This window comes from Azorhizophilus paspali, assembly GCF_043587585.2.
Taxonomy (GTDB): domain Bacteria; phylum Pseudomonadota; class Gammaproteobacteria; order Pseudomonadales; family Pseudomonadaceae; genus Azotobacter; species Azotobacter paspali.
The window spans coordinates 3,628,890-3,651,395 of sequence record NZ_CP171449.1 but is presented as its reverse complement, the minus strand read 5'-3'; the positions used below and the strand labels follow the sequence as shown (position 1 = coordinate 3,651,395).

Below are 22,506 nucleotides of genomic sequence, written 5' to 3'. Positions count from 1 at the left end.
TTGCCGCCGGGACGGCGCATCAGTTGGCGACGATGTTGACCAACTTGCCCGGCACCACGATGACCTTGCGGATGGTCAGGCCTTCGGTGAAGCGCAGCACGTTCTCGTTGGCGCGGGCGGCGGCCTCGATCTCCTCGCGGGAGGTGGCGGCCGGCACCTGAATTTCCCCGCGCAGCTTGCCGTTGACTTGCACCACCAGGGTCAGGGTGTCCTGCACCAGGGCGGTCTCGTCCACCGTCGGCCAGGCGGCGTCGATGATCAGGCCGTCCTTGCCGAGCGCCTCCCAGAGCGCGTGGCAGATGTGCGGGGTGATCGGCGCCAGCAGCAGGGCCACGGTTTCCAAGCCCTCCTGGAGCAGGGCGCGGTCCTGTTCGTCGGCGGCCGGCGCCTTTTCCAGCACGTTCATCAGGGTCATCACCTGGGCGATGGCGGTGTTGAACTTGTGGTGCTGGCCGACGTCCTGGCTGGCCTGCCTGATGGCCAGGTGGATGGCGCGGCGGATTTCCTTCTGGGCGTCGGAGAGCCGTGCCTTATCCAGCGTGCCCGGCAGGCCGGCGCCAACGTGGGCGTGGGCCAGGCGCCAGACGCGGCGCAGGAAGCGGCTGGCGCCCTCGACGCCGGCGTCGGACCATTCCAGGGAAAGCTCCGGCGGGGCGGCGAACATCATGAACAGGCGGCAGGTGTCGGCGCCGTAGGCGTCGATCATCGCCTGCGGATCGACGCCGTTGTTCTTCGACTTGGACATCTTCTCGGTGCCGCCGATTTCCACCGGCAGGCCGTCGGACTTGAGCCTGGCGCCGATCACCTTGGCCCTGGCGTCGCGTTCGACCTCCACGTCGGCCGGGTTGAACCAGTCCTTGGCGCCGTTCTCCAGGGTGCGGTAGTAGGTCTCGGCGACCACCATGCCCTGGGTCAGCAGGTTCTCGAACGGCTCGTCGGAGGACAGCAGGCCCTCGTCGCGCATCAGCTTGTGGAAGAAGCGCGCGTAGAGCAGGTGCAGGATGGCGTGCTCGATGCCGCCGATGTACTGGTCCACCGGCAGCCAGTGGTCGGCCGCCTGCGGGTCGACCATGCCGCCGGCGTATTGCGGCGAGGCGTAGCGGGCGTAGTACCAGGACGATTCGACGAAGGTGTCCATGGTGTCGGTTTCGCGTTTGGCCGGCTTGCCGCATTTCGGGCAGGCGCATTCGTAGAATTCCGGCATCTTCGCCAGCGGGCTGCCGGTGCCGTCCGGCACCACGTCTTCGGGCAGCACCACCGGCAACTGCTCTTCCGGCACCGGTACGTCGCCGCAGGCTTTGCAGTGGATGATCGGGATCGGGCAGCCCCAATAGCGCTGGCGGCTGATGCCCCAGTCGCGCAGGCGGAACTGAGTCTTGCGCGCGCCGTGGGCGGCGCTTTCCAGGTCGGCGACGATGGCGTCGAAGGCATCAGCACAGGAGAGGCCGTTGTATTTGCCACTGTTGACCGCAATCATCCAATCATCTTTGACAGCATACCAAGGCTGCCAGTTGTAACGATCAAAGTAGGTATCCGGCATGTCACTGCCAGAACCATCACCGTAGCCGGCTCCTCCCCCTTGACCCCCACCATAGCCCAATGCCTCCTCTTGCTCGGAAGAAAGGCCGATGGTTTTGCGCTGGAATACTTGAATAATCGGCAGGCCGTACTTGTTGGCGAACTCGAAGTCGCGTTCGTCGTGGGCCGGCACGGCCATCACCGCGCCCTCGCCGTAGCCCCAGAGCACGTAGTTGGCGACGAACACCGGCAATTTGTCGCCGGTCAGCGGGTGGACGACGAATTGGCCGGTGGCCAGGCCCTTCTTCTCCATGGTGGCCATGTCGGCCTCGGCCACCGAGCCGGCCTTGCACTCGGCGATGAAGGCCGCCAGCGCGGGGTCGTTCGCGGCGGCGCGCTGGGCCAGCGGATGCTCGGCGGCGACGGCGACGTAGGTGGCGCCCATCAGGGTGTCCGGGCGGGTCGAGTAGACCCTGAGCTGGCCGGCCTCACCGACGGAGGCCTGGTCGTAGTCGAAGACGATGTCGGCGCCGTAGCTCTTGCCGATCCAGTTGCGCTGCATGGTCTTGACCTGTTCGGGCCAGCCGGGAAGCGCGTCCAGACTCTGCAGCAGCTCTTCCGCATAGGCGGTGATGCGGAAGTAGTACATGGGGATCTCGCGCTTCTCGACCAGCGCGCCCGAGCGCCAGCCGCGGCCGTCGATGACCTGCTCGTTGGCCAGCACGGTCTGGTCCACCGGGTCCCAGTTAACGGTGCCGTTCTTGCGGTAGATGACGCCCTTCTCGAACAGTCGGGTGAACAGCCACTGCTCCCAGCGGTAATAGTCCGGCTTGCAGGTGGTGACCTCGCGCGACCAGTCGATGCCCAGGCCCAGGCTCTTCAACTGGGACTTCATGTAGGCGATGTTCTCGTAGGTCCACTTGGCCGGCGCCACCCGGTTCTTCATCGCGGCGTTTTCCGCCGGCATGCCGAAGGCGTCCCAGCCCATCGGCTGTAGCACGTTGCGGCCCTGCATACGCTGGTAGCGGGCGATCACGTCGCCGATGGTGTAGTTACGCACGTGCCCCATATGCAGCTTGCCGCTGGGGTAGGGGAACATCGACAGGCAGTAGAAGGTGTCCTTGCCGGGCTGCTCGCGCACTTCAAAGGATTTCTGTGCGTCCCAAATGGACTGCGCGGCGGCTTCGATCTCGCGGGGCTGATACTGTTCGTGCATGGTCTGCTGGCGCTGGGAAAGGGGGCGTGGAAAACCCCGTAGCATACATGAGCGGGCTTAGCCATGGGAAACGCCAGGGCAATCGCATGAAATGTCTTTCCGATACCGGACTGGAAAGATTGTGTGCCTGGTCGTTCCGGCCTGGTCTTCAAATCCGGTGCATCGGCTGCTTGCCGAGGGGCTGGATACTTCCTGTTTCGGCTACTCGGCAAGCAGCCATGCCAAGGATCACACAATCTTTCCAGTCTGGTATCAGGCGAGCGCTTCATGCGATTGCCCTGTGGGAAACGCCCGGCCGGTGCGCAACGGCCACCGCTGGCGCTCTGCCGCCGTTTGTCGCGGCGCCCGACCGTGGCGTAGGCGGGCGCTAAGCTCAGGGGGAGGATGCCGTTTTTCCCGACGTCGAGGTGTGGGATGGACGAACTGGGCGCGCGTGGCGGGCTGTACCGGCGACTGATCGAGCGGATCGCTTGTGCCCTGAGCGGAGCCGAGGCTGCGCGCTGGCGCGGCGGAGTGGAGCCGGCGGTGTTGGAATTGCACGATTTGTCGCCCGCCGAGCGGGCGCTAATCCGCGCCTGGCTGCGCCAGGACGTGCAGTGGCTGCGCGGCTGGCAGGCGGCGGCCGGGGAGCTGGCGCTGATCGAGCGTCAGGAGCGCGCCGTCCGCGGCCTCATACCGAAGGGGCGCCCGGTCGCCCCGGCGCGGCGGATTCGTTTGCGGCGCCATGCCCATCTGTGCTGCGCCCTGTGCGGCCAGGTCATACAGTGGCGTCGCACCAGCAAGGTTTCGGCCTGCCCGCTCTGTCACTCGCGGCTGTTCCGGGTCGGCCGGCGGCTTCCGTGCTAGGCTGCGCGCCTCGCCCGGAGGTGCCGATGCCGCTTCGCTATCTGCTCAAGCAACTTTTGCTGCCGCCGTCCGGCCCGCTACTCCTGCTGGTGCTCGGCTGGTGGCTACGGTGTCGCGCGCCGCGGTTGGCCGCTGCCTGTTTCGCGCTCGGCGTGGGCGGGCTGTGGCTGCTCAGCCTGCCGGTGACGGTGGAGTGGCTGGCGCGGGCGATCGAGCGCGAGCCGGCATTGGACGAGGCGCAGTGGCCGCGCCTGGCGCAGCGGGCCGAGGCCATCGTGGTGCTGGGCGGCGGGCGCGAACGCGGCGATCCGGCCTGGGGCGGCGACCAGCCGAGTCCGCTGGCGCTCGAACGGTTGCGCTACGCCGCCCGTCTGGCGCGAGCCTCGGGCCTGCCGCTGCTGGCCAGCGGCGGTTTGCACTTCGGTGCGCCGCCCAGCGAGGCGGCACTGCTCGGCGAGGTGCTGGAGAAGGACCACGGCCTGCAACTGCGCTGGCGCGAGGAGCGCAGCCGCACCACCTCGGAGAACGCCCGCTACAGCGCCGAGCTGCTGCAAGCGGAGGGCATCCGCCGGGTGGTGCTGGTGACCCAGGCCTGGCACATGCCGCGGGCGCGCTGGTGTTTCGAGCGGGCCGGCTTCAGCGTGCTGCCGGCCCCGGCGGGCTTTCTCGGCGTGCCCAACGGGCGTCCGCTGGGCGGCTGGCTGCCCGAGGGGCGGGCGCTGTGGCAGAGTGGCCTGCTGCTCAACGAGGCGCTGGGGCGGCTGGCCTATCGGTGGCTCTACCGCTGAGCTTCGACGGCCGGACCGGGCGCGGCGCGCTCGGCCCGCCGGCGCAGCAGCGCCCAGCCGAGCAGCAGGACGGCGAGGCCCGCCAGCGGCCAGGCGCGCCAGCGCAGGTAGGGGGTGAGGCCCTGCATCGGCGTCACCTCGCCGTAGAGCACGGCACGCTGGAACTGCGGCAGGCGCTCGGTGATCCGCCCGAAGGGGTCGATCAGCGCGGTGACGCCGTTGTTGGTGGTGCGGATCATCCAGCGGCCGGCCTCCAGGGCGCGCATCTGCGCCATCTGCAGGTGTTGCAAGGGGCCGATGGAGGAGCCGAACCAAGCATCGTTGCTGATGGTCAGCAACAGATCGCTGCGCGCGGCCAGGCCGGCGGCGAATTCCGGATAGACCACCTCGTAGCAAATGTAGGGCGCGATCTTCCAGCCGCGGGCTTCGAGCAGCGGCTGGTCGGCCGGGCCGCGGGCGAAGTCGGACATCGGCAGGTCGAAGAAGGCGATCAGTCCGCGCAGCACCTCCTGCAGCGGCACGTATTCGCCGAAAGGCACCAGCTTCTGCTTCAGGTAGGTGCCAGAGCCTTCGCCGGCGACGACTATGCCGTTGTAGTAGCGCGGCTCGCCCTGGGCATTGTGCCGACGGATCGGCACCCCGGTGAGCAGCGCCATGTGGCGCGGTCGGGCGTAGCGGTCGAGGCCGGCGAGGTAGTTTTCGGCGTACTCCTTGAGGATCGGCACGGCGGTTTCCGGCCAGACCACCAGGTCGACCGGCGCGGCGCGCTGCAGGGTGAGGTCGCGGTAGAGCAGCAGTTGGGCGCTGAGCTGTTCCGGGTCCCACTTGAGGTTCTGCTCCACGTTGCCCTGCACCGCGGCGACCTTCAGCGGCGCGCCGGCCGGCGCGGTCCAGGCGTGGCCGCGCAGCGCCAGTCCGGTTGCCCAGGGCGCGAGCAGCAGGACGAGGGCGCCGAGCAGCGCGGGCGGCCGGCGCAGCAGGCGCGGCAGATTGACCAGCAGCGCGGCGGACAGCGCTAAGGCGAAGGACAGCAGCCAGACCCCGCCCAGCGGCGCCAGGCCGGCGAGCGGCCCTTCGAGCTGGCTGTAGCCGGCGTAGAGCCAGGGAAAGCCGGTGAGGAACCAGCCGCGAAAGCCTTCCAGGGCCAGCCAGAGGGCGGCGAAGGCCAGGGCGTCGGCCAGCGGCGCGTCGCTCCGGCGCAGCCAGCGGCTCCACAGCCAGGCGGGCAGGGCGAAGAAGAACGCCAGGGCGAGCATCAGCGCCAGGGTGAGCAGGCCGGCCAGCGGCAGCGAGGCGGCACCGTAGTCGTGGATGCTGATGTAGATCCAACTGGTACCGGCCGCGTAGAGGCTGAAGCCGTAGCACCAGCCGCGCCACAGCGCCGCCCGCGGCGACGCCTCGCGCAGGCTGAGGTAGAGCAGGGCGAGCGACAGCAGTGCCAGCGGCCAGAGGTCGAAAGGGGCCTGGGCCAAGGGCATCAGGGCGCCGGCGGCCAGCGCCAGCAGGTTGCCCGGCCAGCCGGGACGGGTGATCCAGCGCATCGGGAGTCCTTTCAGAAAAATGGCGGCGCAAGCTTAATGGAGCGGCCCGCGGCATGCCATGGCGGCCCGGTGAAAGGCCAGGGCACCGCGGCGCGGTGCCCTGGTGAAGCCCTCAGTGGCGCGGCGGGCTCAAACGCAGCAGGTGAATGCGCCGGCTGTCGGCGTTCAACACGCGGAAGCGGAAGTCGCCGACCTCGACGGTTTCGTTGCGTCTGGGCAGATGGCCGAAGGCATGGGCCACCAGGCCGCCGAGGGTGTCGAACTCGTTGACCGGCAATTGGCTGTCGAAGTGCTTGTTGAAGTCCTCGATCGGCATCAGCGCCTTGATCACGAAATCGCCGCTGGGCAGTTCCTTGATGTAGCTGTCCTCTTCGACGTCGTGCTCGTCCTCGATGTCGCCGACGATCTGCTCGAGCACGTCCTCGATGGTCACCAAGCCGGCGACGCCGCCATATTCGTCGATGACGATAGCCATGTGGTTGTGGGTGCTGCGGAACTCCCGCAGCAGCACGTTCAGACGCTTAGATTCGGGGACGAAGGTCGCCGGGCGCAGCAGCGCCTTGAGTTCGCAGGCGCAGGCCTCGTCGACGCCGCGCAGCAGCAGCGGCAGCAGGTCCTTGGCCAGCAGGATGCCGACGATATCGTCGAGGCTTTCGCCGATCACCGGGTAGCGCGAGTGGGCTTCCTCGATGATGGTCGGCAGGAACTCCCGGGGCGTCTGGTCGGCCCTGACGGTGACCATCTGCGAACGCGGGACCATGATGTCGCGCACCTGTAGGTCGGCGACCTGGATGGCGCCCTCCACGATGGTCAGCGCTTCGCTGTCGAGCAGTTCGTTCTGGTGCGCCTCGTGGAGGATTTCCAACAGTTCCTGACGGTTGCGGGGTTCGTGGGCAAAGGCCTGGGTCAATTTGCTCAGCCAGGATTGCCCGTTGCTTGATCGATCGTCGCTCATCTTCCTTCGCTCATGATGCCCGATTCGGGCAGGTCGTCGCCATCGTAGGGGTTGGGATAGCCCAGTTCAGCTAGCAAGTCCCGTTCCAAGAATTCCATTTCCTCGGCTTCCGCATCTTCGATGTGGTCATAGCCGAGCAGGTGCAGGCAGCCATGGATCACCAGATGGGCCCAGTGGGCATCCGCTGTCTTGTCCTGCTCGGCGGCCTCGCGCTCGACCACCGGCACGCAGATCACCAGGTCGCCGAGCAGCGGTATATCTAGCAGTCCCTCCGGCACGTCGGCCGGAAAGGACAGCACGTTGGTGGGGTAGTCCTTGTGCCGCCAGGTACGGTTCAGTTCGCGGCCTTCCTCTTCGTCGACCAGGCGGATGGTCAGTTCGGAGTCGGCGCTGCGCTGGCGCAGGGCCAGTTCGCACCAGCGACGGAAATCGTCTTCAGCGGGCAGCGGCCGTACGCTGGCCACCTGCAGGTCCAGCTCAAGCATCGCGGCGTCCTTCCTGGCGCTCGCCTTGCGGGCGAGGCGGGTTGAGTTCCTCGAAGCGCTCGTAAGCCTCGACGATGCGCTGCACCAGCGGGTGGCGAACCACGTCTTTAGGCTGGAAGCGGGTGAAGCTGATCCCAGGGATGTCCTTGAGCACCTCCATCACGTGGGCCAGGCCCGACCTGGTGCCGCGCGGCAGGTCGACCTGGGTGATGTCGCCGGTGATCACCGCGGTGGAGCCGAAGCCGATGCGGGTGAGGAACATCTTCATCTGTTCCAGGGTGGTGTTCTGGCTTTCGTCGAGGATGATGAAGCTGTTGTTCAGGGTGCGTCCACGCATGTAGGCCAGCGGGGCGATCTCGATCACCTGCCTTTCGATCAGCTTGGCCACCTGTTCGAAGCCGAGCATTTCGTAAAGGGCGTCGTACAGCGGGCGCAGGTAGGGGTCGATCTTCTGCGCCAGGTCGCCGGGCAGAAAGCCGAGCTTCTCGCCGGCCTCCACCGCCGGGCGCACCAGCAGGATGCGCCGCACCTGCTCGCGCTCCAGGGCGTCCACCGCGCAGGCCACGGCGAGGTAAGTCTTGCCGGTGCCGGCCGGGCCTATGCCGAAGTTGATGTCATTGTCGAGGATCGCCTTGACATAGCGCTGCTGATTGGCGCCGCGCGGGCGGATCAGCCCCTTGCGGGTGCGCAGGGCGACCCCGACTTCGGCATGGGGGTCGGCCAGCGCCTCCAGGCCCGACTCCTGGAGAAACAGGTGAACCAGGTCCGGGGTCAGGTCGACGCCGTGGGTCTCGCGGTAGAGGCGGCGCAGCAGGTTCTCGCCGGCCTGGGTATGTTTCGGCTCGCCGAGCAGTTCGAACTGGTTGCCGCGGTTGCGGATTTCGATGGCCAGACGCTGTTCGATTAGGCGCAGGTGTTCGTCGAACTGTCCGCAGAGATTGGCGAAGCGGCGGGCTTCGAAGGGAGCGATGGTGAAGCGATGGGGTTCTATGGGTGCGTTCAAGGGTTTCAGAGGACAGCCGTCCTACGACAGGATGATGGGGAAAAGAATAGCGCCGTCGGCGGCAGGGTGGAAGCCGCCGGCGCCCGGCGGGTGCCGACCCGACGGGCGCCAGCCACCGGGGCGAAGGTGCACATGGGCGTCAATCGAGCAGACTACCGCGCAGGGAGTGGGGCAGAGCATCATCGATGCGCACCAGAACGAACTGGCCGATCAGTCGCGGATTGTCCGAGGGGAAGTTGACGATGCGGTTGTTCCCGGTGCGTCCCTGGAGCATGCCTGGGTCCTTCTTCGAGTAGTCGCTGACCAGGATGCGCTGGACGCTGCCGACCATCCGCCGGCTGATCTCGAAGCCCTGCTGGTAGATGCGGTTCTGCAGGATTTGCAGGCGCTGCTTTTTCAGCTCTTCTGGGGTGTCGTCGGGCAGTTCCGCCGCCGGGGTACCGGGGCGCGGGCTGAACACGAAGGAGAAGGAGAAGTCGAAGCCGACTTCCTCGATCAGTTTCATGGTCTGCGCGAAGTCCTGCTCGGTCTCGCCGGGGAAGCCGACGATGAAGTCCGAACTGATGCTGATGTCCGGCACCGCTGCCTTCAGCTTGCGGATCCGCGACTTGTATTCCAGCGCGGTGTGGTTGCGCTTCATCGCCGCGAGAATCCGGTCGGAGCCGGACTGTACCGGCAGGTGGACGAACTTCACCAGTTCCGGGATCTCGGCATGCGCCGCGATGATGGCGTCGGAGAATTCCAGCGGGTGGCTGGTGGTGTAGCGCAGGCGGTCGATGCCGTCGACGGCGGCGACCAGATAGAGCAGTTCGGCGAAGTCGACCGGGTGTCCGTCGGCGGTCGTGGCCCGGTAGCCGTTGACGTTCTGGCCGAGCAGGGTGACCTCGCGTACGCCGTTCTCGGCTAGGTGGATGACCTCGGCGAGCACGTCTTCCGGCGGCCGGCTGACCTCCTCGCCGCGGGTGTAGGGCACCACGCAGTAGCTGCAGTACTTGCTGCAGCCCTCCATCACCGAGACGAAAGCGCTGGGGCCATCGACCCGCGGCTCGGGCAGGCGGTCGAACTTCTCGATTTCCGGGAAGGAAACGTCCACCTGCGGCTGCCGGGTGTTGCGCGCGGCGTCGATCATCTCCGGCAGGCGGTGCAGGGTCTGCGGACCGAACACCACGTCGACGTAGGGCGCGCGCTCGCGGATCGCCGCGCCCTCCTGGCTGGCCACGCAACCGCCGACGCCGATCACCAGCGCCGGGTTGCGCTTCTTCAACTCGCGCCAGCGACCCAACTGGGAAAACACCTTTTCCTGGGCCTTCTCGCGGATCGAGCAGGTATTGAGGAGGATGACGTCGGCTTCCGCCGGGTTCTCGGTGAGTTCCAGAGCCTGGTGCTCACCCAGCAGGTCGGCCATGCGCGAGCTGTCGTACTCGTTCATCTGGCAGCCGTGGGTTTCGATGAAAAGCTTCTTGGCCATGGCAATCGGGTCTAGGGGATTCGAGGGACCGCGCATTATAGGGAGGCGCGCGGGGCGCGGCCAGAGACGCCGAGCAGGCGCATGAAACGTCTGTCCGATACTGGACTGGAAAGGTTGTGTGCCTGGTCGTTCCGGCATGGTTTTCAGATTCAGTGCATGGGCTACTTACCGAGGGGCTGGATACTTCCTGTTTCGGCCCCCGGCCGAGTCACTTTTTCTTGTCTGGCCACGAAAAAGTAACCCAAAAGAAGGCCACCCCCTCATCCGGCCCTGTGCTTCGCTCCGGGTTCCCTCCCTGCATCGCGGCTCTCGCGGCATCCTTGCCGCTCGACCCCTTCCACGACGATTCCGCTCGGCCTCCTGAAGGGGGCATCTAGCGCAGCCTGACAGGTCGCGCCGCAAGAGCGAAAGCGCTTTCAGGCAACCCGGAGCCCGACTCCCGTTCAGGAGGCCGAGCGCAGGCGTCGCGTGGAGGGGCGAGCCGCGGGGAGGCGGCGAGAGTCGTACGAGGGGCATGGATGCCCCTTGTGCGACGACCCTCGCAGCGGCGCCGGAGCGAGGGAACCCCGGCGTAGCCGGGGCCGAATGACCCGGCGCGCTTTCTCTTTGGTTACTTTCTCTTTGCGCGCGCAAAGAGAAAGTGACTCGGCCGGGGGGCCGAAACAGGAAGTATCCAGCCCCTCGGCAAGCAGCCGATGCACCGGATTTGAAGACCACGCCGGAACGACCAGGCACACAACCTTTCCAGTCCAGTATCGGGCGAGCGCTTCATCCGATTGCCCTGACCAGAGACGCCGGGCAGGGCGGTGCGCCGCGGCCCTTGTGCTATCCTCCGCGGCTCCTTTCCAGCGACTTACCCGCAGCCAAATGAGCAAGCGCGACGCCACGATCTACAAGGTGATATTCCTCAACCAGGGCCAGGTCTACGAGCTGTATGCCAGGCAGCTCCGCCAGAGCGACCTATGGGGCTTTCTGGAGATCGAGGAGTTCGTCTTCGGTGAACGTACCCAGATGCTGATCGATCCCGGCGAGGAGCGCCTGCGCGGCCAGTTCGAGGGCGTGCAGCGCAGCTTCGTGCCGCTGCACGCGATCGTCCGCATCGACGTGGTGGAGCGCCTGGGTACGGCGCGGATCAGCGAGGCCAAGGGCGGCAACATCACGCCCTTCCCGCTGCCGCCGCTGCCGGACAAGAGCTGACGGGACGGTCGCGGCGCGAAGCGCCTTCGATTCAGGGTAGCGGCGAGAACGGCGAGCGGCCTTCGAGGGCCTGCAGTTCCATGAGGTAGTTGCGGAAGATCTGGCCGAGCACCTGGGTGGCGGCCTCCAGTTCGTCGCCGCTCATCTGCTCGGCGACCTGATCGGCACTGTCCAAGGCATCCTCGGAGCCGTTCACCGCAGCCATCTTCAGCACTATATAAGCCTGCACCATGTTGGCCGGTACGCCCTCGCCGTGGAAGAACATCAGCCCCAGGCGGTGCTGGGCCTCGGCGTGGCCCTTGAGCGAAGCCTGTTCGAACCAGTGCAGCACGCGGGCTAGGTCGCGCGGAGTGCGCTTGCCGTCGTAGTAGAACTCGCCCAGTTCGTATTCGGCCTGCGGGTCGCCGTTCTGCGCGGCCTGTTCGCAGCGCGACAGCGCCGCCGGCAGTTCCTCGGCTGGACTGTCCAGGGTGCAACTGCCCGGCGCCGGGATCAGCAGAGTGTTCTCCCCGGCCATGGCCGGCAAGAAAAAAGAACATAGCAACAGGCAACCCAGGGTCAGGTTACGGCGGATCATGGAATCGCTGCGCCTCGAGTCGGAGCGGGCGGGAGTTGCCCGGCCGGCAAAGTGTGCCGGCCGCCACATTATGAATAAGCGACGCGGGCCTTACAAAGCCTTTGGCTGTGCAAAAAAACGCCGCGCCCGGCCATGCCGCGTTGGAATCGGGCCTGGCGGCCGCTCGCGGCCGACACGCTTCGGTGCGGCTCGGAAAGGGCGAGCGGAGCGCGTCGTGCTCATTCACCATGCGTGAATTTTGCTTCTTCGCTCGATTTCGCCTTGCCCGACCTTCGCTCGCCAGGTTTCGCACGGCCTGTCTCGCCGCCCTTTGCCGCCCCCGGAGCGGGAAAGCCGCCGGGGGCGCCAGCGGGTCGTTCAGGCCTTGGCGAGAGTGGCGAAGGCACGCTCGGCGGCTTCGAGGGTGATCGACAGCTCCGTCTCGCTATGGGCGATGGAGGTGAAGCCGGCCTCGAAGGCGGAAGGCGCCAGATAGACGCCGCCGTCGAGCATCAGGTGGAAGAAGCGCTTGAAGCGCTCGGCGTCGCTAGCCATCACGTCGGCGAAGGTGACGATCTCGTCGGCGCCGCTGAAGTACAGGCCGAACATGCCGCCCGCCCGGGTGGTGACGAAGGGGATTCCGGCGGCGTCGGCGCGCTCCTGCAGGCCCTGCAGCAGGCGGCCGGTGTACTCGGCGAGTTCCCGGTGGAAACCCGGCCGGCCGATCAGCTTGAGGGTGGTCAGGCCCGCGGCCATGGCCAGCGGGTTGCCGGAAAGGGTCCCGGCCTGGTAGACCGGGCCGAGCGGGGCGATGCATTCCATGATCGCCCGCTTGCCGCCGAAGCAGCCGACCGGCATGCCACCGCCAACGATCTTGCCGAAGGTCGAGAGGTCCGGGGTGACCCCGTAATGCGCCTGGGCGCCGCCCAGGGCGACGCGAAAGCCGGTCATCACCTCGTCGAAGATCAGCACCACGCCGTGCTGGTCGCACTGCGCGCGCAGTCCTTCGAGGAAGCCCGGCGCCGGCGGTACGCAGTTCATGTTGCCGGCCACCGGCTCGACGATAATGCAGGCAATCTCCCGACCGACTTCGGCGAGGGTTCTTTCCACCGCGCCCAGGTCGTTGTAGGGCAGGGTCAGGGTGTGCTTGGCGAAGGCCGCCGGCACGCCGGGGGAACTGGGCACGCCAAGGGTCAGGGCGCCGGAGCCGGCCTTGACCAGCAGGCTGTCGGAGTGGCCGTGGTAGCAGCCCTCGAACTTGACGATGCTGTCGCGGCCGGTGTAGCCGCGGGCCAGGCGGATCGCGCTCATGGTCGCCTCGGTGCCGGAGCTGACCATGCGCACCATGTCCATAGACGGCACCAACGCGCAGACCAGTTCGGCCATCTCGCTTTCGAGCGCGGTCGGCGCGCCGTAGGATAAGCCGTGCTCCAATTGCCGACGCACCGCTTCAAGCACCTCCGGGTGAGCGTGGCCGAGGATCATCGGGCCCCAGGAGCCGACGTAGTCGACATAGCGCTTGTCGTCTTCGTCGATCACGTAGGCGCCTTCGGCGTGCTTGAAGAACAGCGGGGTGCCGCCGACGCCGCGGAAGGCGCGCACCGGCGAGTTGACGCCGCCGGGGATGTGCTTCTGGGCGTTGGCGAAGAGGGTTTCGGAACGGGACATGTGGGCCTCGCGAGCAGGGGCGGCGCCGCACGACGGGCGCCGCCGGGAGGGAAAGTCAGGTGGCGGCGAACAACTGGCTGAAGGCACGCGCGCGCTGTTCGACCTCGGCAGCGTTCGCGGCGGCGAACAGCGCGTTGATCACCGCGATCATGGCGGCGCCGCGGCGGATCAGTTCCGGCGCATTGTCCAGGGTCACGCCGCCGATGGCCACCAGCGGCTGGGGAAGGCGCGCGCGGGCCCGTTCCAGCAGTTCGAGGCTGGCTGGCGGCGCGCCGGGCTTGGTCGAGGAGTCGAAGAAGCGGCCGAAGGCCAGGTAGCTGGCGCCGTCGGCGGCGGCCTGTTCGGCCAGTTCCAGTTGGCCGTGGCAGGTGGCGCCGATGATCGCCTTGGGGCCGAGCAGGGCGCGGGCGGCCGACAGCGAGCCGTCCTGCTGACCCAGGTGCAGGCCGACGCCCAGGCGCGTGGCCAGCTCCAGGTCGTCGTTGACGATCAACTGCGCGCCGTAGCGCAGGCAGAGATCGCGCAGCGCCTCGGCCTCGCGTAGGCGGCGGGCGTCCTCGTCGGACTTGTCGCGATACTGCAGCAAGCGGGCGCCGCCCCTGAGCGCGGCTTCGACGTAGGGCAACAGCCTGCCGTCGGCGAGCAAACGGCTGTCGGTGATGGCGTAGAGACCGCGTAGTTTCATGGTGGGTTCGCCTCGTCTGCGAATGACCGGCGCAAGTTCGCCGGGATGCCCCGGCAGAGTCAAGCCGATGCGCTCGTTGCACGCCAGGCGCCGCCGGATCAGTTGGCGAAATCCAGCGGCAGGCGGCGCGGCAGGTACTGGCCGTGGCCCGGCGCCTCGGCGTCGCGCAGGGTGCGCCAGGTGTAGTCGAGCGCCGACCGCACCGCACTGGCCAGTTGCTCGCCGAGGGCCAGGCGTCCGGCCAGGGCGCTGGCCAGGGTGCAGCCGGAGCCGTGGTAGCTGCCCGGCAGGCGCACGCAAGTGAAGGTCTGCCGGTCGCCGTCCCGCGCATACAGGCGGTTGTGCACCGCGCTCTCGTCGCCATGGCCGCCGGTGATCAGGAGGTGCTCGCAGTGTTCGAGCAGCCGCTCGGCGCAGGCGTCGGCGCTGCCCTCCGGCAGTTCGGCGAGCAGGCGCGCCTCCGGCAAGTTCGGGGTGGCGATGCGGCACAGTGGCAGCAGGCGCTCGCGGATCGCCTGGGCGACCTCGTCGCGGCCCAGCGCGCCGCCGCCGCCGGCGCGTAGCACCGGGTCGCAGACCAGCGGCACGCCGGGCAGGCGGCGGACGATTCCGGTCACGGTATCGACCATTTCCAGCGAGCCGAGCATGCCCAGCTTGATCGCGGCGACCGGCAGGTCGGCGATCACCGCCTCGGCCTGGGCCAGCACCCAGGCCGGGTCGAGCACGCGAAAGTCGCTGACGTCGCGGGTGTCCTGCACGGTCAGCGCGGTGACCGCCGGCGCGGCATGGCAGCCCTGGGCGAGCAGGGCCTCGATGTCCGCCTGCAGGCCGGCGCCGCCGCTGGGGTCGTGGCCGGACAGGCAAAGGACGATGGGACGGGAGTTGGTCGTGTTCATGGCTTGCGAGCTTACCATTTAATCGTCCGCGTCGAGTCCCCGTCGGATGCCTCCGCCGCAACGGATCGCGCGTGCTTCACTAAGGAGCAAGCGTCGTCGAGGAGCGCCGTCATGGACCTGCACCAGTACGCCGAGACCCACGAGGTGACCAACCAGGTGCCGCCCCTGGACGGCGCCAATCTCTACCGAATCGACCGGCCGCTGCAGGAGTGGCTGCGCCGCTACGGTGGCGGCTGGGCGGAGCGCCGCCTGGACGACTACGGCGCGCTGGCCGGCGGGCCGCTGTTGGCGGCGGGCTTTGCCGCCAACGAGAACCGGCCGCTGCTGCGCAGCCACGACCGCTACGGCCACCGCATCGATCAGGTGGATTTCCACCCGGCCTATCACGAACTGATGCGCGCGGCCATCGCCCATGGCCTGCCGGCGCTGCCCTGGCGCGAGCCACGGCCCGGCGCCCAGGTCGCGCGCGCCGGGCTGATGTACCTGCACAACCAGGTCGAGGCCGGCACCGCCTGTCCGCTGACCATGACCTTCGCCAGCGTGGCGGCGCTGCGCCGCCAGCCGGAGATCGCCGAGCGCTGGCTGCCCAGGGTTGTGGCCGGCGAATACGATCCACGCAACCTGCCAGTCGAGCGCAAGGGCGGCGCCACCCTGGGCATGGCGATGACCGAGAAGCAGGGCGGCACCGATGTGCGCGCCAACAGCACGCGCGCCTGGCCGGTCGGCGCCGCGGGGCCGGGGCAGGCCTACGAATTGCTCGGCCACAAGTGGTTCTGCTCGGCGCCGATGAGCGACGCTTTTCTCACCCTGGCCTGGAGCGACGGCGGGCTGTCCTGCTTCCTGCTGCCGCGCCACCGCCCGGACGGCCGGCGCAACGAGTTCTATATCCAGCGCCTGAAGAACAAGCTGGGGAACTGGTCGAACGCCTCCGCCGAGGTGGAATACCGTGGCGCCCTGGCCTGGATGATCGGCGAGGAGGGCCGCGGCGTGTCGACCATCCTGGAGATGGTCGGCCTGACCCGTTTCGACTGCATGATCGGCTCCAGCGCACTGATGCGCCAAGCGCTGACCCAAGCCCTGCACCACTGCGCGCACCGCCTGGTCGGCGGCCAAGTACTGAGCGAGCACACGCTGATGCAGAACGTGCTCGCCGACTTGGCCCTGGAGAGCGAGGCCGCGCTGGCCCTGACCCTGCGCCTGGCGCGGGCGCTCGACCATGCCGAGGACGAACGCGAGCGCTCGCTCGCCCGGCTGCTCACCGCGATCGGCAAGTACTGGATCTGCAAGCGCGCCCCGGAAATGATCGGCGAGGCCGCCGAATGCCTGGGCGGCGCCGGCTACGTCGAGGAGAGCATCCTGCCACGGCTGTACCGCGAGGCGCCGGTCAACTCCATCTGGGAGGGCTCGGGCAACGTGCAGTGCCTGGATGTGCTGCGCGTGCTCGGCAAGGAGCCGGAGGCGCTGGAGGTGCTGTTCGACGAGCTGGACGGCGGCTATGGCGACGCGCGGCTCAAGGCGCGTATCGAATGGCTGCGCAAGGCGCTGGCCGACCGCACCGAGATCCACTACTGCGCCCGCCGGCTGGTCGAGGAGCTGGCCGTGACCCTCCAGGCCAGGCTGCTGCTGGAGGCCGGCAACGCGGCGGTGTCGGACGCCTTCATCCACAGCCGCCTCGGCGAGGGCGGCCGGGCCTACGGCACTCTGCCGCGCGGCCTGGACGTGGCCGGGCTGCTGGCGCGCAGCGCGCCGCAGCCCGGCTAGCCGGCCGGCTTCAGGCTTCGAGGAACAGCATCCGCGGCGGCTCGTGCATCAGCAAGTGCTGGTGCGAGATGTTCCAGGCATAGGCGCCGGCCAGGGGGAACACCAAGAGGTCGCCGACCGCCAGGGCGGCCACCGGCTGCTGGCGGGCTAGCACGTTCTTGGGCGTGCACAACTGGCCGACCAGGGTCACCGGCGCTCGCCGCGCAGCGCCACGAAGGGATGGTCGTGGCCCTGGGCCGCCGGTACGGAAGTGGTGGGTGCCGCTGCGGGCCACGGCGAAGCACTGGCCGTGGTTGCGCTTGATGTCCAGCACTTCCATCAGGTAGTAGCCCCAGGCGGCGCTGAGGAAGCGGCCGATCTCGAAGCGGATGCGCGTGCCGGCCACGCCTTCCTCGGCGATCAGCGCGGCAAGCCCTGCGCAGAAGCCCGGCCAGTCGAAGGAACGGGTGTGGTCCCGGTAATCGATGCCCATGCCGCCGCCGACGTTGAGCAGTTTCAGATCCAAATCGTGGCGCGCGTTCAACGAGCGGAAGCAGCTACGCACCCATTGCGGGCGTTCCTCCAGCGCCGCATCGCCGCCCGCCAGATGGAGCACGGCCTCGCCGAGGTTGTTGACCGGGCTGCAGTAGGCGACCTGCTTCCAGGCCTCGGGCAGGCGCAGCCAGGGGGCGATGCCGGCGCTTTCGCGGGCGCGCAGGCAGTGCATCAGTTCGTCTTCGGAGCGCAGCAGGTGCTCCATGCCGAGGATCACGAAGTGATAGCCGGCGGCGGCGATCATTTCGCGGAGCAGGGGAGAGGGTACCGAGTTGAGCAAGCCGAAGACTTCGTCGCCCTGGCACAGCCGGGCGAACACATTGGGCTTTCTAATTGTGATTTCATTTGTGTATGTATACTTTCATTAATAAGAATTTTTATTGCTTTGACAGGCGAGACTCAAGCATTCGGATCGGTATTTCGTGCATCGCGGTGAGTCGTTCTCGCCGCCGTCGCTAACGCCCGGCGGGCAAATCCGGCAAGATAGGCCGTTGAACAAGACAGAGAGTCCGATCGTGAATACCGACACCGAATCCTTCGTCGTCGCGGCCACTCCCGAGGAGGCGGTGGAGCGCCTCGCCGCCCTGCATCAGCGCGCTACGTCCGCCCTGCGTCAGGCGCTCAAGCGCTACCTGGCCGAGCGGGTCGAGCCGGATGCCGCGCAGCGCCACCTGTTCCGCTATCCCGAACTGCGCCTGACCCACCTGCCGCAGGGCCAGGTGCCCTTCACCGTGCGGGCCTTCGCCAAGGTCCAGACGCCGGGCGTCTACAGCGTCACCGTGACCCAGCCGCAGGCCTTCCGCCGCTACCTGCTCGACCAGTTGCGCCCGTTGATGAACGAATTCGACGTGCAGGTCGAGGTCGGCATGGGGGTACAGGACATCCCCTATCCCTATGTGGTGGAGCAGGGCGACGAACTGGGCGGTTCGGGCGTCACCGCCGCCGAACTGGCGCGAGTCTTCCCCAGCACCGACCTGGCCGCGGCCTCCGACGACGTCGCCGACGGCCTGCTCGCCTGGGCCGGCGCCGAGTCCTTCCCGTTGGCGCTGTTCGATGCGGCGCGGGTGGACTTCTCGCTGCGCCGCCTGGTGCACTACACCGGCAGCGACTGGCGTCACGTGCAGCCGTGGATTCTCCTGACCAATTACCACCGCTACGTCGACCAGTTCGTCCGCCACGGCCTCGAATGCCTGCGCGAGGACGGCCGCTTCGTGCGTCTGGTGCTGCCCGGCAACGTGACGATCGAGCGCGACATGGGCGAGGACGAGGCCCAGGCGTTGGTCGAGGGCGTGCTCTGGCACCGCTACCAGATGCCGGCCTACCACCTGATCGCCGAGGATGGTCACGGCATCACTCTGGTGAACATCGGCGTCGGCCCGTCGAACGCCAAGAACATCACCGACCACCTGGCAGTGCTGCGTCCGCACTGCTGGCTGATGATCGGCCACTGCGGCGGCCTGCGGCAGTCGCAGACCATCGGCGACTACGTGCTGGCGCACGCCTACATGCGCCGCGACGGCATCCTCGACCGGGTGCTGCCGCCGCACATTCCGCTGCCGGCCCTGGCCGAGGTGCAGCAGGCGCTGCAGGAGGCCGCCGCGCAGATCACCGGCGAGCAGGGCGAGGCGCTCAAGCGCCGGTTGCGCACCGGCACCGTGCTGACCTACGACGACCGCAATTGGGAATTGCGCTGGGCCCAGGAGCGGCCGTTGATCAACCTCTCGCGGGCGGTGGCGGTGGACATGGAGAGCGGCACCATCGCCGCCCAGGGCTATCGCCTGCGGGTGCCCTACGGCACCCTGCTGTGCGTCTCGGACAAGCCGCTGCACAGCGAGATCAAGTTGCCCGGCGCGGCGAACGCCTTCTATGAGCGGGCGGTGAGCCAGCACCTGCGCATCGGTATCGCCGCCCTCGACCTGTTGCGCGGCCAGCTCGACACCCTGCATTCGCGCAAGCTGCGCAGCTTCGACGAACCGCCGTTCCGCTAAGTGCCGCGGACTGCAGGCGTAGGGTGGAAACGACCTCAGGTCTTTTCCACCTGCCGGCCATGGAGGCGCTTGTGGTGGAAAACGCCATGCGGTTTTCCATGGGGTGGCCATCCACCCTGCCGGAGCTGGCGGGCAAGGCTTCGCCGTTGCCCACCCTACGCACGCACGGGGCAAAAAACCGCTCAGGCCACGCCGAGCATGCCCTGCCTCTCGATGAAGGCGACGATCGTCTCGAGGCCCTGGCCGGTCTTCTGGTTGCTGAACACGAACGGTCGCTCGCCACGCATCTTGCGTGCATCGCGCTCCATCACCTCCAGCGAGGCGCCGACCAGGGGCGCCAGGTCGATCTTGTTGATCACCAGCAAGTCCGACTTGCAGATTCCCGGACCGCCCTTGCGCGGCAGCTTGTCGCCGGCGGAAACGTCGATCACGTACAGGGTTAGGTCCGAGAGTTCCGGGCTGAAGGTGGCGGAGAGGTTGTCGCCGCCGGACTCCACGAGGATCAGGTCGAGGCCGGGGAAGCGCCGGTTGAGCCGCTCGACCGCCTCCAGGTTGATCGAGGCATCCTCGCGGATCGCCGTGTGCGGGCAGCCGCCGGTTTCCACGCCGATGATCCGTTCCGGTGCCAGCGCCTCGTTACGCACCAGGAACTCGGCGTCCTCCTGGGTGTAGATGTCGTTGGTAACCACGGCGAGTTCGTAGCGCCCGCGCAGGGCCCGGCATAGCGCCAGGGTCAGGGCGGTCTTGCCGGAGCCGACCGGGCCGCCGATGCCGACGCGCAGGGGTTGGCTGTTCATGCTGGTTCTCTCCTGTCAGGAACGGAAAAGGCGGCTGTACTGCCGCTCGTGGGCCATGCTCGCCAGACTCAGGCCGAAGGCTACGGTGCCCCAGTCGTCGGGCGCGTGCGCGCAGGCCGTGCGCTGCGCCTGCCCGAGCGTGGGGAGCAGGGCCGAAGTCAGACGCTGAGCGGCTTGCTGGCCGAGCGGCAAGCTCTTCATCAGCACCGCCAACTGGTTCTCCAGCCAGCTCCACAGCCAGGCGGCGAGGGCGTCCTCGGGGGCGATGCTCCAGGCGCGCGCCGCCAGCGCCCAGGCCGGCGCCAGGCCCGGCTCGACGAGCCGCGCGAAAACGGCTCGGGAGGGCTCGTCCAGTTCCGGCAGGTCCTCCAACAACTGGCGCAGGGAAAAGCCCATCTGCCGGCTTTCCAGATGCAACTCGCGGGTTTCGCGGCTGGCGCGGTGGCGTTCGGCGAGCGCTTCCAGCGCCGTCCAGTCGCCGTCCGCGGCTGCCCTGCACTGAGCCAGCAGCAGCGGCGCCTCGAAGCGGGCGAGATTGAGCAGCAACTGGTCTTCCAGCCAGCGCCGGGCGCTGGCCTCATCGTGCACCAGGCCCTTTTCTACGGCCAGCTCCAGGCCCTGGGAATAGCTATAGCCGCCGATCGGCAACTGCGGGCTGGCGAGGCGCAGCAGCGCCCAGGTCGCGTTCATTTGCGCACGCCGAACTGGTGCAGTTTCGGTGCGTAGCTGAATTCGGCCTCGCCGCCGTGGGAGTGGTGGTGGCCGCCGCCGTAAGCGCCGTGCTCGGGCTGGAAGGGCGCTTCGACGGTTTCGACCCGGGCGCCGAGCTGGCGCAGCATGTCCTCCAGCACATAGTCGTCGAGCAGGCGCAACCAGCCGTCGCCGATCTGCAGGGCGACATGGCGGTTGCCCAGGTGGTAGGCGGCGCGGGTCAGTTCGAAGGCGCTGGCGCAGGCGACGTGCAGCAGCCTCTCGGGACGGGCGCGTACGCGCACCAGGCGGCCGTCGTCGGCCAGCAGGAAATCGCCGTCGGCCAGCGGCGGCTGGCCGCGTTCAAGGAACAGGCCGACGTCCTCGCCGGTCGTGGTGAAGCAGCGCAGGCGGCTCTTGCTGCGCGCCTCGAAGCTCAGTTCCAGTTCGGCGTCCCACTCGGGGCGTGCCGTGGTGCGCTGGCGAATCATCAGCATGGGCGGATTTCCGTCGCAGGTCGGTCATCGAGCGACTGTAGAGCCAAGTGGTGCGCTTTTCCACCGGAGCGTTCTGCGTCCGGGGCCGATCCGTGGGGCGGACGACCACGGCGGATGGCGTCTTTCTCCTCCGCTATCTTCGGCGGGGAGCCTCGGGCGGGCAGGGGACCACCCTGCATGAGGTTTTCATGCGCTTTTACCGAAATGCGCGGAAAGCCCCGTACTTCTAGTGCGGGGATGAATAGCGCGGACGGCGTAGCCGTCCCTTCATGGAGTAAAATGCCGGCATGAAGCAGACCAAGACCTTCAAAGTTCGCGTTCGAGACAGGCATGCTCCGCTGCTTCGGCAGATGGCCCGCGGCGTGAACTTCGTCTGGAACTATCTGAACGAACTCAGCTCCCGAGCCATTCGGGAGCGCGGTCTGTTTCTGTCCGCCTACGACATGGACCGCTACACCCAGGGCTCCGGCAAAGCGCTGGGGCTCCATTCCCAGACGCTGCAAGAGGTGTCGCGGGAGTACGCCACGCGCCGCAAGCAGTTCAGGAAGGCTCGCCTCAACTGGCGCAAGTCAGGGGGTGTCCGTCGCTCGCTGGGCTGGATTCCCTTCAAATCAGGCGCCGCTCGATGGAAGAACGGGCAGGTCTGCCACAACGGCCACTGCTTCAAGGTGTGGGACAGCTACGGCCTGAGCCGGTACAGGTTCCGCTCGGGCAGCTTCAGCGAAGATGCGCGGGGCCGCTGGTACTTCAACGTTGTCGTCGAGGTCGATGTGCAGCCGTCGCTCGGCCAGGGGGCGGTCGGCGTCGACCTGGGGCTCAAGGATGTTGCCACCTGCAGCGATGGCACGAAAATGGAGAACGGCTGCTTCTACCGCGGCCTGGAAGCGAAGCTGGCCATTGCCCAGCGCGCCGGCAAGAAGGCTCGCATCAGGGCCATTCACGCCAGGATCGCCAACCGCCGCAAGGACGCCTTGCACAAGTTCAGCCGGCAACTGGTGAACCAGTACGGCGAAATCCACGTGGGGGATGTGTCACCCACGAAACTCGTGAAGACCCGGATGGCCAAGTCGGTACTGGATGCCGGCTGGGGCCAGTTGAAGACGCTGCTGGAATACAAGTGCGCTCACGCAGGCATCGTCTTCAAGGTGGTCGGCGAGGCGTACACCACCCGCAGCTGTTCGTCCTGTGGCTCGCTCAGCGGCCCACAGGGCGTCAACGGATTGCGAATAAGGGAATGGACTTGCTGTGAGTGCGGTGTCGCTCACGACCGCGACGTGAACGCGGCCAGGAACATTCTCGCGGCCGGGCATGGCCGTCCAGTAGTGGGAATCCCCGTCCTTTAGGGCGGGGAGGATGTCAAAAGGCGTGCTTGATGCTATTAATCCGGCAATCCAATACCTCAAATCATGCGGCATAG

Annotated in this window: 20 protein-coding genes; 6 read left to right on the top strand and 14 right to left on the bottom strand. The window is 67.6% G+C overall.

The features are described 5' to 3' along the window. Nucleotides 1-19: 19 nt before the first annotated feature. Nucleotides 20-2,734 carry a leucine--tRNA ligase gene (gene leuS / locus ACGI6K_RS17650; RefSeq protein WP_376944886.1) on the bottom strand — a complete coding sequence of 905 codons (2,715 nt, stop codon included), beginning with the start codon at nucleotides 2,732-2,734 and terminating at the stop codon, nucleotides 20-22. 414 nt (nucleotides 2,735-3,148) lie between these two features. Between leuS and ACGI6K_RS17645 the strand changes: the two genes are divergently transcribed. Both ACGI6K_RS17645 and ACGI6K_RS17640 read left to right on the top strand, forming a co-directional pair. Beyond that, nucleotides 3,149-3,580, top strand: coding sequence for a hypothetical protein (locus ACGI6K_RS17645; protein WP_376944888.1), 432 nt, complete (start codon nucleotides 3,149-3,151; stop codon nucleotides 3,578-3,580). A gap of 26 nt (nucleotides 3,581-3,606) precedes the next feature. After that, a complete protein-coding gene (locus ACGI6K_RS17640; protein ID WP_376944890.1) occupies nucleotides 3,607-4,368 on the top strand; it encodes a YdcF family protein in 762 nt (253 codons plus the stop codon). Here the strand turns inward: ACGI6K_RS17640 and lnt are convergent. From lnt to miaB, 5 genes are all read right to left on the bottom strand, one after another. Beyond that, nucleotides 4,359-5,909 (bottom strand): apolipoprotein N-acyltransferase, encoded by a 1,551-nt coding sequence (gene lnt / locus ACGI6K_RS17635; RefSeq protein WP_376944892.1) that lies wholly within the window; start codon nucleotides 5,907-5,909, stop codon nucleotides 4,359-4,361. The two genes, ACGI6K_RS17640 and lnt, sit on opposite strands and share 10 nt — an antisense overlap. A 112-nt stretch (nucleotides 5,910-6,021) precedes the next feature. Next, nucleotides 6,022-6,864, bottom strand: a complete 843-nt coding sequence (locus tag ACGI6K_RS17630; protein WP_376944894.1) for an HlyC/CorC family transporter — start codon at nucleotides 6,862-6,864, stop codon at nucleotides 6,022-6,024. Next, nucleotides 6,861-7,349 carry an rRNA maturation RNase YbeY gene (ybeY, locus tag ACGI6K_RS17625; RefSeq protein WP_376944896.1) on the bottom strand — a complete coding sequence of 163 codons (489 nt, stop codon included), beginning with the start codon at nucleotides 7,347-7,349 and terminating at the stop codon, nucleotides 6,861-6,863. The genes ACGI6K_RS17630 and ybeY overlap by 4 nt, the downstream gene beginning before the upstream one ends. Beyond that, nucleotides 7,342-8,352 carry a PhoH family protein gene (locus ACGI6K_RS17620; RefSeq protein ID WP_376944898.1) on the bottom strand — a complete coding sequence of 337 codons (1,011 nt, stop codon included), beginning with the start codon at nucleotides 8,350-8,352 and terminating at the stop codon, nucleotides 7,342-7,344. Before ACGI6K_RS17620 ends, ybeY begins: the two co-directional genes overlap by 8 nt. A 139-nt stretch (nucleotides 8,353-8,491) precedes the next feature. Next, nucleotides 8,492-9,820, bottom strand: coding sequence for a tRNA (N6-isopentenyl adenosine(37)-C2)-methylthiotransferase MiaB (miaB, locus tag ACGI6K_RS17615; protein WP_376944900.1), 1,329 nt, complete (start codon nucleotides 9,818-9,820; stop codon nucleotides 8,492-8,494). An 867-nt stretch (nucleotides 9,821-10,687) separates the two neighbouring features. Here miaB and ACGI6K_RS17610 point away from each other — a divergent pair. Beyond that, nucleotides 10,688-11,017: a DUF1820 family protein gene (locus ACGI6K_RS17610; protein ID WP_376944902.1), complete on the top strand. Its 330-nt coding sequence runs from the start codon at nucleotides 10,688-10,690 to the stop codon at nucleotides 11,015-11,017. A 31-nt stretch (nucleotides 11,018-11,048) separates the two neighbouring features. Here the strand turns inward: ACGI6K_RS17610 and ACGI6K_RS17605 are convergent, their stop codons facing one another. From ACGI6K_RS17605 to ACGI6K_RS17590, 4 genes are all read right to left on the bottom strand, one after another. Next, entirely contained in the window at nucleotides 11,049-11,594 is a 546-nt protein-coding gene (locus ACGI6K_RS17605; RefSeq protein WP_376944904.1) for a tetratricopeptide repeat protein, read from the bottom strand. Between the two features lie 357 nt (nucleotides 11,595-11,951). Beyond that, on the bottom strand, nucleotides 11,952-13,241 hold the full coding sequence (gene hemL, locus ACGI6K_RS17600; protein ID WP_376944906.1) for a glutamate-1-semialdehyde 2,1-aminomutase: 1,290 nt from the start codon (nucleotides 13,239-13,241) through the stop codon (nucleotides 11,952-11,954). Nucleotides 13,242-13,296: 55 nt separating this feature from the next. Further along, entirely contained in the window at nucleotides 13,297-13,926 is a 630-nt protein-coding gene (gene thiE / locus ACGI6K_RS17595; protein WP_376944908.1) for a thiamine phosphate synthase, read from the bottom strand. Nucleotides 13,927-14,024: 98 nt separating this feature from the next. Continuing rightward, nucleotides 14,025-14,822, bottom strand: coding sequence for a bifunctional hydroxymethylpyrimidine kinase/phosphomethylpyrimidine kinase (locus ACGI6K_RS17590; RefSeq protein ID WP_376944930.1), 798 nt, complete (start codon nucleotides 14,820-14,822; stop codon nucleotides 14,025-14,027). Nucleotides 14,823-14,933: 111 nt separating this feature from the next. Here ACGI6K_RS17590 and ACGI6K_RS17585 point away from each other — a divergent pair, with 111 nt between their 5' ends. Beyond that, nucleotides 14,934-16,583, top strand: coding sequence for an acyl-CoA dehydrogenase family protein (locus ACGI6K_RS17585; protein WP_376944910.1), 1,650 nt, complete (start codon nucleotides 14,934-14,936; stop codon nucleotides 16,581-16,583). A 10-nt stretch (nucleotides 16,584-16,593) separates the two neighbouring features. Here the strand turns inward: ACGI6K_RS17585 and ACGI6K_RS17580 are convergent, their stop codons facing one another. Continuing rightward, nucleotides 16,594-17,436, bottom strand: a complete 843-nt coding sequence (locus ACGI6K_RS17580; RefSeq protein ID WP_376944912.1) for a hypothetical protein — start codon at nucleotides 17,434-17,436, stop codon at nucleotides 16,594-16,596. 196 nt (nucleotides 17,437-17,632) lie between these two features. Here ACGI6K_RS17580 and amn point away from each other — a divergent pair, with 196 nt between their 5' ends. Further along, nucleotides 17,633-19,105 (top strand): AMP nucleosidase, encoded by a 1,473-nt coding sequence (gene amn / locus ACGI6K_RS17575; protein WP_377968804.1) that lies wholly within the window; start codon nucleotides 17,633-17,635, stop codon nucleotides 19,103-19,105. Between the two features lie 182 nt (nucleotides 19,106-19,287). On the opposite strand, the gene ureG is transcribed toward amn, so the two are convergent. Genes ureG through ureE form a run of 3 tightly spaced genes read right to left on the bottom strand, consistent with a single transcriptional unit; the run spans nucleotide 19,288 to nucleotide 21,089 of the window. Continuing rightward, entirely contained in the window at nucleotides 19,288-19,902 is a 615-nt protein-coding gene (gene ureG, locus ACGI6K_RS17570; RefSeq protein WP_376944916.1) for an urease accessory protein UreG, read from the bottom strand. Between the two features lie 15 nt (nucleotides 19,903-19,917). Next, entirely contained in the window at nucleotides 19,918-20,592 is a 675-nt protein-coding gene (locus ACGI6K_RS17565; RefSeq protein WP_376944918.1) for an urease accessory protein UreF, read from the bottom strand. After that, a complete protein-coding gene (ureE, locus tag ACGI6K_RS17560) occupies nucleotides 20,589-21,089 on the bottom strand; it encodes an urease accessory protein UreE (RefSeq protein WP_376944920.1) in 501 nt (166 codons plus the stop codon). Before ureE ends, ACGI6K_RS17565 begins: the two co-directional genes overlap by 4 nt. Before the next feature lie 287 nt (nucleotides 21,090-21,376). On the opposite strand from ureE, the gene ACGI6K_RS17555 reads away from it, so the two are divergent. Next, on the top strand, nucleotides 21,377-22,432 hold the full coding sequence (locus tag ACGI6K_RS17555) for an RNA-guided endonuclease InsQ/TnpB family protein (RefSeq protein WP_376944922.1): 1,056 nt from the start codon (nucleotides 21,377-21,379) through the stop codon (nucleotides 22,430-22,432). Nucleotides 22,433-22,506: the final 74 nt, after the last annotated feature.

Bases quoted from the DNA above. Each gene is read 5' to 3' on its own strand.
- leuS (WP_376944886.1), bottom strand. From the start codon at position 2,734: ATGCACGAACAGTATCAGCCCCGCGAGATCGAAGCCGCCGCGCAGTCC.
- ACGI6K_RS17645 (WP_376944888.1), top strand. From the start codon at position 3,149: ATGGACGAACTGGGCGCGCGTGGCGGGCTGTACCGGCGACTGATCGAG.
- ACGI6K_RS17640 (WP_376944890.1), top strand. From the start codon at position 3,607: ATGCCGCTTCGCTATCTGCTCAAGCAACTTTTGCTGCCGCCGTCCGGC.
- lnt (WP_376944892.1), bottom strand. From the start codon at position 5,909: ATGCGCTGGATCACCCGTCCCGGCTGGCCGGGCAACCTGCTGGCGCTG.
- ACGI6K_RS17630 (WP_376944894.1), bottom strand. From the start codon at position 6,864: ATGAGCGACGATCGATCAAGCAACGGGCAATCCTGGCTGAGCAAATTG.
- ybeY (WP_376944896.1), bottom strand. From the start codon at position 7,349: ATGCTTGAGCTGGACCTGCAGGTGGCCAGCGTACGGCCGCTGCCCGCT.
- miaB (WP_376944900.1), bottom strand. From the start codon at position 9,820: ATGGCCAAGAAGCTTTTCATCGAAACCCACGGCTGCCAGATGAACGAG.
- ACGI6K_RS17610 (WP_376944902.1), top strand. From the start codon at position 10,688: ATGAGCAAGCGCGACGCCACGATCTACAAGGTGATATTCCTCAACCAG.
- ACGI6K_RS17605 (WP_376944904.1), bottom strand. From the start codon at position 11,594: ATGATCCGCCGTAACCTGACCCTGGGTTGCCTGTTGCTATGTTCTTTT.
- hemL (WP_376944906.1), bottom strand. From the start codon at position 13,241: ATGTCCCGTTCCGAAACCCTCTTCGCCAACGCCCAGAAGCACATCCCC.
- thiE (WP_376944908.1), bottom strand. From the start codon at position 13,926: ATGAAACTACGCGGTCTCTACGCCATCACCGACAGCCGTTTGCTCGCC.
- ACGI6K_RS17590 (WP_376944930.1), bottom strand. From the start codon at position 14,822: ATGAACACGACCAACTCCCGTCCCATCGTCCTTTGCCTGTCCGGCCAC.
- ACGI6K_RS17585 (WP_376944910.1), top strand. From the start codon at position 14,934: ATGGACCTGCACCAGTACGCCGAGACCCACGAGGTGACCAACCAGGTG.
- ureG (WP_376944916.1), bottom strand. From the start codon at position 19,902: ATGAACAGCCAACCCCTGCGCGTCGGCATCGGCGGCCCGGTCGGCTCC.
- ACGI6K_RS17565 (WP_376944918.1), bottom strand. From the start codon at position 20,592: ATGAACGCGACCTGGGCGCTGCTGCGCCTCGCCAGCCCGCAGTTGCCG.
- ureE (WP_376944920.1), bottom strand. From the start codon at position 21,089: ATGCTGATGATTCGCCAGCGCACCACGGCACGCCCCGAGTGGGACGCC.
- ACGI6K_RS17555 (WP_376944922.1), top strand. From the start codon at position 21,377: ATGAAGCAGACCAAGACCTTCAAAGTTCGCGTTCGAGACAGGCATGCT.